At 59.3% G+C, this 10,441-nt stretch carries 9 protein-coding genes and 1 pseudogene; 7 read left to right on the forward strand and 3 right to left on the reverse strand.

Annotated elements, in window-relative coordinates:
* Positions 1-45: 45 nt before the first annotated feature.
* From aroQ to aat, 4 genes are read left to right on the forward strand one after another with little or no spacing between them, the layout of a single operon-like run.
* Positions 46-483 carry a type II 3-dehydroquinate dehydratase gene (gene aroQ, locus BLR31_RS11165; RefSeq protein WP_090596255.1) on the forward strand — a complete coding sequence of 146 codons (438 nt, stop codon included), beginning with the start codon at positions 46-48 and terminating at the stop codon, positions 481-483.
* A 43-nt stretch (positions 484-526) separates the two neighbouring features.
* The gene (accB, locus tag BLR31_RS11170; RefSeq protein WP_090596164.1) at positions 527-1,021 is read left to right on the forward strand and encodes an acetyl-CoA carboxylase biotin carboxyl carrier protein; all 495 of its coding nucleotides are present in this window, start codon (positions 527-529) and stop codon (positions 1,019-1,021) included.
* A 9-nt stretch (positions 1,022-1,030) separates the two neighbouring features.
* Positions 1,031-2,377, forward strand: a complete 1,347-nt coding sequence (accC, locus tag BLR31_RS11175; RefSeq protein ID WP_090596167.1) for an acetyl-CoA carboxylase biotin carboxylase subunit — start codon at positions 1,031-1,033, stop codon at positions 2,375-2,377.
* 37 nt (positions 2,378-2,414) lie between these two features.
* Positions 2,415-3,062, forward strand: coding sequence for a leucyl/phenylalanyl-tRNA--protein transferase (gene aat, locus BLR31_RS11180; RefSeq protein ID WP_210183913.1), 648 nt, complete (start codon positions 2,415-2,417; stop codon positions 3,060-3,062).
* On the opposite strand, the gene BLR31_RS11185 is transcribed toward aat, so the two are convergent.
* The 3 genes from BLR31_RS11185 to BLR31_RS11195 are packed head-to-tail and all read right to left on the reverse strand — an operon-like array spanning position 3,043 to position 4,230.
* Positions 3,043-3,414, reverse strand: coding sequence for a hypothetical protein (locus BLR31_RS11185; RefSeq protein ID WP_143009378.1), 372 nt, complete (start codon positions 3,412-3,414; stop codon positions 3,043-3,045). The genes aat and BLR31_RS11185 overlap by 20 nt on opposite strands.
* Before the next feature lie 5 nt (positions 3,415-3,419).
* Positions 3,420-3,821, reverse strand: coding sequence for a DUF2155 domain-containing protein (locus BLR31_RS11190; RefSeq protein ID WP_090596173.1), 402 nt, complete (start codon positions 3,819-3,821; stop codon positions 3,420-3,422).
* A 10-nt stretch (positions 3,822-3,831) separates the two neighbouring features.
* Positions 3,832-4,230, reverse strand: a complete 399-nt coding sequence (locus tag BLR31_RS11195; protein WP_244505028.1) for an NADH:ubiquinone oxidoreductase subunit NDUFA12 — start codon at positions 4,228-4,230, stop codon at positions 3,832-3,834.
* A 541-nt stretch (positions 4,231-4,771) separates the two neighbouring features.
* Here BLR31_RS11195 and BLR31_RS11200 point away from each other — a divergent pair.
* The 3 genes and pseudogenes from BLR31_RS11200 to BLR31_RS11210 all read left to right on the forward strand — a co-directional run.
* Positions 4,772-8,467, forward strand: coding sequence for a vitamin B12-dependent ribonucleotide reductase (locus BLR31_RS11200; protein WP_090596179.1), 3,696 nt, complete (start codon positions 4,772-4,774; stop codon positions 8,465-8,467).
* A gap of 251 nt (positions 8,468-8,718) precedes the next feature.
* Positions 8,719-10,128 (forward strand): phospholipase effector Tle1 domain-containing protein, encoded by a 1,410-nt coding sequence (locus BLR31_RS11205; RefSeq protein ID WP_090596181.1) that lies wholly within the window; start codon positions 8,719-8,721, stop codon positions 10,126-10,128.
* A gap of 97 nt (positions 10,129-10,225) precedes the next feature.
* A pseudogene (locus BLR31_RS11210) lies at positions 10,226-10,441 on the forward strand (IS21 family transposase); the annotation flags it as partial.

Here is a 10,441-nt window from a genome sequence, read left to right on the forward strand (position 1 = left end):
CGCGAGCTTGCGCCCGCCCCGTAGGCCGTGGAAAACCAAGACATTATGGCAAAACGCATTCTGATCCTGAACGGACCCAACCTCAATCTCCTTGGCACCAGGGAGAAGAGCATTTACGGCGGCGAAACACTGGCCGATATCGAGGCTTTGTGCCGCACGCGGTGCGAAGCGCTCGATCTGGCTTGCGATTTCCGCCAGTCCAATCATGAGGGCGAACTGGTCGACTGGATTCAGTCAGCGCGAAAGACAGCGGATGGCATTGTTATAAACCCTGCCGCCTATTCGCACACCTCGGTCGCGATTCACGACGCCCTGCGCGCCGCGGAAAAGCCAGTAATCGAGGTTCATCTGTCAAATATTCACCAGCGCGAACCCTTCCGTCATCATTCCTACGTATCTAGCGTGGCGACCGGCGTCATTTGCGGGCTGGGGCCCAAAGGCTATACAATGGCTCTCGAAGCCATCGCAGACATCCTGAATTGAGAAAAGGCCCGGCACGACCGGGTTTTGTGGAGACACTATAACAATGGCAAAGATCTCGCAGGTCGATCAGGACCTCATTCGCACCATCGCCGAACTGGTCAACGACGCCAATCTCGCCGAAATCGAACTCGAGCAGGATGATTTTCGCATCCGCGTCACCCGCACTTTCGCCAAGGAAGTCGTGCAGGTCGCAGCGCCGTCCTATGCGCCCCAGGCTCATGCCGCTCCGGCAGCACATGCGGCTCCCGCAGCGTCTAGCGCCGCAACACCGGCAGCTGCATCGCCCGAAGATCTGGCCTCCAACCCCAACACCCTGACCTCCCCCATGGTCGGGACGGCCTATCTGGCACCTGAGCCCGGCGCAAAGCCCTTCATGGAAGTCGGCACCAAGGTCACCGAGGGCCAGACCGTGCTCATCATCGAGGCGATGAAGACCATGAACCAGATCCCGGCCCACAAGTCCGGCACTATCACGCGCGTACTGGTCGATGATGCGTCGCCGGTCGAATATGGCGAACCCCTCGTCGTCATCGAATAAGGCCGAGCCATGTTTTCCAAGGTCCTCATAGCCAATCGCGGCGAGATCGCCCTGCGCATCCTGCGCGCCTGTAAAGAGCTCGGTATCCAGACCGTGGCTATCCATTCACAGGCCGACGCAAATGCCATGCATGTGCGGTTGGCCGATGAAAGCGTCTGCGTCGGCCCGAATGCCGCCAAGGACAGTTATCTCAACATCCCGTCGATTCTCGCTGCCTGCGAAATCACCGGCGCCGAGGCCGTCCATCCGGGCTATGGCTTTCTCTCGGAAAACGCCCGCTTCGCGCGCATCCTCTCCGAACACAAGATCGCGTTCATTGGCCCGTCGTCGCACCATATCGAAATCATGGGCGACAAGATCCAGGCCAAGAAAACCGCGCTCGAACTCGGCATTCCTTGCGTTCCCGGTTCGGCCGGCGCAGTGAACACCGAGGCAGAGGCCAAGCAGTCGGCAGGCGAAATCGGATACCCTGTGCTCATCAAGGCTGCATCGGGCGGCGGCGGCAAGGGCATGAAGGTCGCGCATAGTGAAGCCGAGCTTAGCATCGCGTTCTCAACCGCGCGCCGCGAAGCCAAGGCCAATTTCGGCGACGATTCGGTCTATCTCGAAAAATATCTCGGCAAGCCGCGCCACATCGAAGTGCAGGTTATCGGCGATGGTCGCGGCAACGCAGTCCATCTCGGCACCCGCGACTGCTCGCTACAGCGCCGCCACCAGAAAGTCTGGGAGGAAGCCGCAGCGCCGACCGTTCCGATGTCCGAACAGCAGGAAATCGGCGAGATCTGTGCCGCCGCCATGCGCAAGCTGCAATATTCCGGCGCGGGCACCGTCGAGTTCCTTTACGAAGACGGCAAATTCTATTTCATCGAAATGAATACCCGCCTGCAGGTCGAGCACCCGGTCACCGAGCGCATCACCAATTTCGATATCGTCTATGAGCAGATCCGCGTCGCTGCCGGCGAGCCGCTGTCGCTCAAGCAGGAAGACGTGCAGTTTTACGGCCACGCCATCGAAGTGCGCATCAACGCCGAAGACCCGCAGACCTTCGCACCCTCGCCTGGGCGCATCACATATTACCACCCGGCGGGTGGTGTCGGCATCCGCGTCGACTCAGCTGTCTATCAGGGCTATAATATCCCGCCCTATTACGACAGCCTGATCGGCAAGCTGATCGTTCATGGTCGCACGCGGGCCGAGTGCCTGCAGCGGCTCAATCGTGCACTCGACGAGTTCATCGTCGATGGCGTCAAGACCACGCTGCCGCTGTTTAGGCGCCTGATCAAGGAGCCCGATATCCAGGCGGGCAATTACGACATTCACTGGCTCGAGAAATATCTCGAAACCAACAAGCAATAGGGAGAGCGGCCTTCGTGGCCGCTTTTTCATTTCCGACGTGACCCGCAAGACCGACCCCTTCGATATCGAGCTGACCCCGGAACTGATCCTGCGTGCCTACCGCGCGGGAATTTTTCCCATGTCGGAAAGTGCGGATGATCCCGATATCTTCTGGGTCAGCCCGCAAATGCGCGGCGTCCTGCCGCTCGATGGATTTCACGTCTCAAAAAGTCTCGCCAAACGCCTGAAAAAGAATCCGTTTTCAGTTTGCGTCGATCGCGACTTCGAGGCCGTGATCGAAAGCTGTGCCACCACAGGCTCGGATCGCGAAAGCACCTGGATCAATCCGACCATCCGTGAGCTCTATGGCGAATTGTTCGCCATGGGCTATTGCCACACTGTCGAAGTCTATGATGGCGCAGAGCTTGTCGGCGGCTTGTATGGGCTCGCGATCGGTGGCGCGTTCTTTGGCGAATCCATGTTCCACCGCCGCACCGACGCATCCAAAATTGCGCTCGCCCACCTTGTGGACCGCCTCAATGTCGGTGGCTATGCGCTGCTCGACACCCAGTTCATCACCGATCACCTCGCCTCCCTCGGCGCGATCGAAATTCCGCGCGCGATCTACGAGATCAGGCTGTCGGGTGCCTTGGAAATCGAAGGTGATTTTGGGGCCTGGGATCGGCTCAACGCGCCCGCTCCTTAGCCCGCTGCGCGATGATGAACCCGCGCCCACCGGCCAGTTTTTCGCCATAGGGACCGTCTGGCCGTACTGCGCGCCAGAATGGGATCGCCTGAGGATCGCCCATGGTCACGGCTGTGTGCGATAGCATCGCGACGACCTTTAACAGCTTGCCGGTCGTGATGGGACAGGTGATGTCGACCGCATGCTCGCGCGCCAGTTCCTCGCGGATGTCTCCCAGATCGCGCTCTGACCCTGGCTCGATGGCTCTGATCTTGTCGCTCAGCATGTCCACAGTGGGTATCAACACAAGCTGTGGCTCCATAACGCCGTTGACCGAATGCAGCCGCTCGGTAATCCGAACCTGAGAACTCATGCTGGCTACCGTTGGCTCGGCGGCGGAACGTCCGAGGCCTGCTTGCAGTCCACCAGCCAGACGTCATACACAGCGTTATCGATGGCGTTTAGTGCCGGCGAATCCGCAAACATCCAGCCGGAAAAGACCCGTGTCATCGTCGCCTGCAACGACACTTCATCGACCTGAATGAACGCCGTGTCGCTTTGCGCTTCCTGCGACGGACGAGTGTAGCAGGCCCGCGGTGTCAATTGCAGCGATCCGAACTGCACGGTTTCGTCGATATAGACATCGAATACGGTGATGCGCCCGGTGATCTTGTCGAGCCCCGAAAACACGGCAACCGGATTGGCGACAGGTTGTGCGAATGCCGGCCACGCCAGGAGGGCCGTCACGACGGCGATGCACACGGATCGGACGTGGACCATGGGACGAAGCTTATTCAGGGGACCAGGCGTCGTAATCGCCCGTCACGCGCGGACGCGACTGCGGGTTGAGGATCGATCCGTCAGGACGATATGCCCCCGCTGTTCCCGTCAGGTTCGGCTTATGGGCGATTTCCCAGCCGTGGGGCTTGTAGTTGGACTGCGAGGGCGGCACATCGGTGCGATAGTGCATCCAGCCGTGCCAACCGGCCGGAATGGCCGAGGCTTCGGCCGGGCCGTTGTAGATCACCCAGCGACGCCCGTTCTTCTTGCCCTTGTAATAGACATTGCCCAGTTCGTCCTCGCCGACCCTCTCCCCGCGCAGCGCGGTGAAGAGGCGCGTGGAGAGCGTCTGCTTGTTCCACCAGCCGAAGATTTCGAAAACGAACTGTTTGAAGCCGCTGTTTGCCACGTCCAAAATGCCTTGATGGATGACGATCACTGCGCCCGGCTGTAGCACATGTGTTGCAGCGAGCCTAGACCGCAAGGCGGCGTATGGCGCCTGCATCGTGCACACAAGATGTTGTGTCGCGCCCCCGCCAACAAAAATCGTCGATCGGCCCCAAAAAAAGCCGCTTGACAGCCCCGGCCTGAGTCTCGATCTGGCGATACCTTTGCGGAGAGCGAGGAAGTACGGGCATTTAGCCCCGCCTGCCAACAGAACACTTCATTAACCCTTCGCCAAACCGGCTTTGTGACGATGTCATTACCCTTGTGCAGTTTTATGCACGTTTTCCTCGCTATCCACACCTAAAACCACTATATTTAGCTCATGGCTATTTCTTGAGCACAAGGGATAGAGGATTTCCTGTGATTGACCCGGTCCGCCAGAATCGAAAAAGGTTGGTGCAACGGGCGAACTCCGCGCCCGATCAAATCAACATTGTCGGCAACGACGAGATGCCTTCAGGGGCGGTCGAACGCTGGTCGGACGAAATTATGGGGCTAAACGAATGCAAATAGAACGGCGCTTTACCACTTCCGGCCAGTCCGCCTATGACGGTATCGAATTCCGCTCGGCCACGAGCGAGATTCGCAATCCCGACGGCTCCGTCGTGTTCAAGCTCGAAGACATCGCCGTCCCGGCCCAGTGGAGCCAGGTCGCAGCAGACATCATCGCGCAGAAATATTTCCGCAAGGCCGGCGTCGCCCGCGCCCTGAAAAAAGTCGAAGAGAACGACGTCCCCTCCTGGCTGTGGCGTTCGATCCCCGACGAAAAGGCGCTCGCCAAGCTGCCCGAAGACGAGCGCTATGGCTCGGAAATGGATTCGCGTCAGGTCTTTGACCGTCTCGCCGGCACCTGGACCTATTGGGGCTGGAAGGGTGGCTATTTCACCTCCGAGGACGACGCCCGCACCTTCTATGACGAACTGTGCTACATGCTCGCCACCCAGCGCGTTGCACCGAACTCCCCGCAGTGGTTCAACACGGGCCTCCATTGGGCCTATGGCATCGACGGCCCCGGCCAGGGCCATTTCTATGTCGACCCCTTCACCCACAAGCTCGTCCAGTCCACATCGGCCTACGAGCATCCCCAGCCGCATGCCTGCTTTATCCAGTCGGTCGACGATGACCTCGTCAACGAAAACGGCATCATGGACCTCTGGGTCCGTGAGGCGCGCCTGTTCAAATACGGGTCGGGCACCGGCACCAATTTCTCCGCCCTGCGCGGTTCGGGCGAAAAGCTCTCGGGCGGCGGCAAGTCGTCGGGCCTGATGAGCTTCCTCAAGATCGGCGACCGCGCTGCGGGCGCCATCAAGTCGGGTGGCACCACCCGTCGCGCCGCCAAGATGGTCGTGATCGACATCGACCACCCCGATATCGAGGAATACATCAACTGGAAGGTCAAGGAAGAGCAGAAGGTCGCGGCCCTCGTCACCGGCTCCAAGACCGTCTCCAAGCACCTCAAACTCATCATGAAGGCTGCCGTCAATTGCGATGGCCACGCCGATGATTGCTTTGATCCCAACAAGAACCCTGCCCTCAAGCGCGAAGTCAAAGCCGCCAAGAAGGCGCTGGTCCCGGAAAACTACATCTTTCGTGTCATCCAGTTCGCCAAGCAGGGCTACACCGACATCGAATTCCCCATCTACGACACCGATTGGGATTCGGAAGCTTACCTCACCGTTTCGGGCCAGAACTCGAACAACTCGGTCCGCGTGACCGATGATTTCCTGCGCGCCGTTGAAAACGACGGCACCTGGAACCTCACCGAGCGCCAGTCGGGCAAGACGGTAAAGACGCTGCAGGCCCGCGATCTCTGGGAACAGGTCGGCTATGCCGCATGGGCCTCGGCCGATCCCGGCATTCAGTATCACACCACCATCAACGAGTGGCACACCACCCCCGCAGCCGGCCCGATCAACGCGTCGAACCCCTGCTCGGAATACATGTTCCTCGACGATACGGCGTGTAACCTCGCGTCTATCAACCTGCTCCCCTATCGCGCCAAGGACGGCAAGTTCAACGTCGCCGATTACGAGCACACCGTGCGCCTCTGGACCCTCGTCCTCGAAGTTTCGGTGATGATGGCTCAGTTCCCCTCAAAAGCCATTGCAGAACGCTCCTATCTCTACCGCACACTGGGTCTGGGCTACGCCAATATCGGCGGCCTCTTGATGACCTCGGGCATTCCGTACGATAGCGACGAGGGCCGCGCCATCGCCGGTGCGCTCACCGCGATCATGACCGGCATTTCCTATGCGACGTCTGCGGAAATCGCGTCCGAACTCGGTGCGTTCAAGGATTACAAGCGCAACGCCAAGCACATGTTGCGCGTCATCCGCAATCACCGCAATGCCGCCTATGGCAAGGCCGATGGCTACGAAGCCCTCTCGATCACGCCCGTTCCGCTCGATCATGCCTCGTGCTCCGATGCCGAGCTGATCTCGGCGGCGACCGCCGCATGGGACAAGGCGCTCGCGCTGGGCGAAAAGCACGGCTATCGCAACGCCCAGGTCTCGGTCATCGCCCCCACGGGCACCATTGGCCTTGTGATGGACTGCGATACCACCGGCATCGAACCGGACTTCGCGCTGGTCAAGTTCAAGAAGCTCGCCGGTGGCGGTTACTTCAAGATCATCAACCGCGCCGTCCCCGAAGCTCTGCGCACGCTGGGCTATTCGGAAGACCAGATCGCCGAGATCGAAGCTTACGCCGTGGGCCATGGCAACATGAACCAGGCACCGGGCGTCAATCCTGCCACGCTCGCCACCAAGGGCTTCCCCGAGGACAAGATCGCTGCGCTCAATGCGGCCATGAAGTCGGCCTTCGACATCAAGTTCGTCTTCAACCAGTGGACGCTGGGCGCTGATTTCCTTAAAGAACTCGGCGTCACCGATGCCCAGCTCGTCGACCCCACATTCGAGCTTCTGCCGTTCCTCGGCTTTGGCAAGAAAGAGATCGAAGCGGCAAACATCCACGTCTGTGGTGCCATGACGCTCGAGGGCGCGCCCTTCCTGAAAGACGAGCACCTGCCCGTCTTCGATTGCGCCACCCCCTGCGGCAAGATCGGCAAGCGCTACCTCTCGGTGGAATCCCACATCCGCATGATGGCCGCGGCTCAGCCCTTCATTTCGGGCGCGATTTCGAAAACCATCAACATGCCGAACGATGCGACCGTCGAAGATTCCAAGGAAGCCTACATGCTCTCCTGGAAGCTGGCGCTGAAGGCCAATGCGCTTTATCGCGATGGCTCAAAGCTCTCCCAACCCCTCAACTCCTCGCTTCTCGCCGATGAGGACGATGATGAGGACGACGTTGCCGAACTCGCCGCCCTGCCCGCCGCAGAGCGCATTCCGGCCGTTGCCGAAAAGATCATCGAGCGTGTCGTCGAACGCGTCCGCGAACGCGAAAAGATGCCCGATCGCCGCAAGGGTTATACCCAGAAGGCCATCGTTGGCGGCCACAAGGTCTATGTTCACACCGGCGAATATGGTGACGGACGCCTGGGCGAAATCTTCATCGACATGCACAAGGAAGGCGCCGCCTTCCGCGCCATGATGAACAATTTCGCCATCGCGATCTCGATCGGCCTGCAATATGGCGTGCCGCTCGATGAGTTCGTCGAAGCCTTCACCTTCACCCGGTTCGAACCGGCCGGCCTCGTCATGGGCAACGACCAGATCAAGAACGCCACGTCCATCCTTGACTACGTGTTCCGCGAACTGGCCATTTCCTATCTCGACCGCACCGATCTGGCCCACGTTACCCCCGACGCTGGCGCCACCTCGATCGGCAAGGGCGTTTCGGAAGACAAGGCCGTCAAGGACCGCTCGGCCCCTGCCCCGGTTCCCGCCGACACCTATGTCTCGCGCGGCATGACCCGTGGCCGGGTCAAGGACAAGACCCTGATGCTGGTCTCGTCCCACGACCTCAAGCCCGCCAACCCCGTCCAGGCCATGCAGACCCAGACGGTCACGGCCCAAAAGCAAGGCACAGCCCTCAAGACCGAGGAAGAAGCGGCCCCCGCCGTCGAAATGCCCCCGCTCGAAGACATCAAAGCCAAAGACGCCACCACATTGCGTCTCGAAGCCCAGATGAAGGGCTATGTCGGCGAGGCCTGCTCGGAGTGCCAGAACTTTACACTGGTGCGGAACGGCACGTGTTTGAAGTGTGACACGTGTGGGTCGACGACTGGGTGTAGTTGAGGAAGCACAAGGCAGGGGCGGTGTGGATGCCCACAGAGGATATCCACATCGTGGTGAGAGGCCCAAAGTTGTGAATTCGGCCTCAAAGTTCTGAACTGACCTGAACAGTTTGAGGCGATTGTTCGAAGTAACTAAACGGCGGCGAGATTTTCTCGCCGCCTAGTACCTGAAAGAACATTTAGTGAATCTGCGTTTTCACCCGTGAGTTGAGGCTTGGAGACTGGTCGCTCACAATCAAAAGGATAACTCCTGTGAAGAGACTCGTTTTCTGTTTCGACGGTAGCTGGAACCGCATCGACGCCGCCCACCCCACCAATGTCCTGTTCACTGCCCAGAGCGTTTTGCCCCAGACCAGAGATGGCATCTCGCAGGTCATCTATTACGATGAGGGGGTCGGCACCGGCGACAACGACAAATTCCGTGGCGGCCTGTTCGGGCAGGGCCTAGTCAAAAACCTGTCGGATGCGTATCGCTTCCTGATCTTCAACCACACGCCTGGCGACGAAATCTACGTCTTCGGTTTTTCCCGAGGCGCCTTCACTGCGAGATCGTTTGCAGGTCTGATCGGCACATGCGGAATCTTGCAGCGCCCATCGGCTGGCAGATCGAACGAGGCCGTTGAGCTTTATAAGACACGCGACGATACCGACGCCTTCCGTCAGAAGCTCCTTGAGTTCCGTCGCGACGTCGCCCCCCACATCAGCGTCTCAGATGCTGAAGACCAGTGGCGTGCTGCAAATGTGCCCGACTACCAACTTGGTCAAAGCCCGCTGCTCAAGATTACCTATCTTGGTGTTTGGGACACGGTTGGCGCCTTAGGCGTGCCTGACTACATCTGGAATGCAGATGGTTTCAACAAGGACCATCGCTTCCACGACACCAACCTCAGCCCAATGGTGAAGTCAGCACGACACGCTGTCGCGATCGATGAAAGCAAGGCCGATTTCAAGCCAACCCTTTGGGAAAATCTGGAAGAGCTGAACGCCGACCGAGGTAAAGACCCCAAGGCCGAGGATGCCCCATATCAACAGAAGTGGTTCCCCGGTGTTCACGGCGGTGTTGGTGGCGGCGGCCCCCGTCGCGGTCTGTCGGACCAGGCACTCGAGTGGATATGGGATGGAGCCGGCAATGCTGGCCTCGTCCTCGACAGCTCAAAAGGCTCACCTATTTACGGACTGTCGCCGTCACACTTGGAATATCTCGAGAACTCGGGAGAAGAAGAAGGCTTCAGCATCATCGGCACGTTGATGAAGTACATGCCGAAAACCGTTCGCCAGCCGGGGCCGCAGGCATTGCACGAAGTCAGTGTCAGCGCTCAGCGCAGATGGCACGAGAACGAAGATAAGCTTCCGGAAAAATCTCGTTATCGCCCCAAGCCACTGGAGCACGTTCAAGCTGACCTTGATGGATTGGACGTCGTCGCGCTGGGCATGGGCGAGGATGGTATCGAGCTGGCCCCAGAAAATTTCACGGCTCATATCGTTGAGCCTGGCGATACTCTGTCTAGGCTGGCCAAGCGCTATCTCGGCGACGCCAAAAGGTGGCCCGAGATAGCCTCTGCTAACCGCTACAAGATCACAAACCCTGACCTGATCTATGTCGGCCAGGCACTACGCATCCCGCTGTCCGCTACTGGACCGGAGCCTGTTGATTGCCGTTGAGATCTGACCCGGTACTGAGGGATTTTTCCACTGAGATTTGACCCATGTTTGAACGCTATCCTGCTCGTTTTGGGCAGGAGATTGAGGAGTGTTGGACATGGCGTTTTTGAGCGTTATCCGGCGCTGGCATTTCCGGGACGGGTTTTCGATCCGGGAGATTTCGCGGCGCACAGGTCTGTCCCGTAATACTATTCGCAAATATCTTCGGTCCGATACGGTTGAGCCGAAGTTCAAGGTGCCCGAGCGGCCGAGCAAGATCGATCCGTTTGCCGAGAAGCTGTCAGGCTGGCTGAAGGCTGAGAGTCGCAAGCCG

Origin of the sequence: Pelagibacterium luteolum (assembly GCF_900100665.1) — a bacterium.
GTDB lineage: Bacteria > Pseudomonadota > Alphaproteobacteria > Rhizobiales > Devosiaceae > Pelagibacterium > Pelagibacterium luteolum.

Bases quoted from the DNA above. Each gene is read 5' to 3' on its own strand.
- aroQ (WP_090596255.1), top strand. From the start codon at position 46: ATGGCAAAACGCATTCTGATCCTGAACGGACCCAACCTCAATCTCCTT.
- accB (WP_090596164.1), top strand. From the start codon at position 527: ATGGCAAAGATCTCGCAGGTCGATCAGGACCTCATTCGCACCATCGCC.
- accC (WP_090596167.1), top strand. From the start codon at position 1,031: ATGTTTTCCAAGGTCCTCATAGCCAATCGCGGCGAGATCGCCCTGCGC.
- BLR31_RS11185 (WP_143009378.1), bottom strand. From the start codon at position 3,414: ATGAGTTCTCAGGTTCGGATTACCGAGCGGCTGCATTCGGTCAACGGC.
- BLR31_RS11190 (WP_090596173.1), bottom strand. From the start codon at position 3,821: ATGGTCCACGTCCGATCCGTGTGCATCGCCGTCGTGACGGCCCTCCTG.
- BLR31_RS11200 (WP_090596179.1), top strand. From the start codon at position 4,772: ATGCAAATAGAACGGCGCTTTACCACTTCCGGCCAGTCCGCCTATGAC.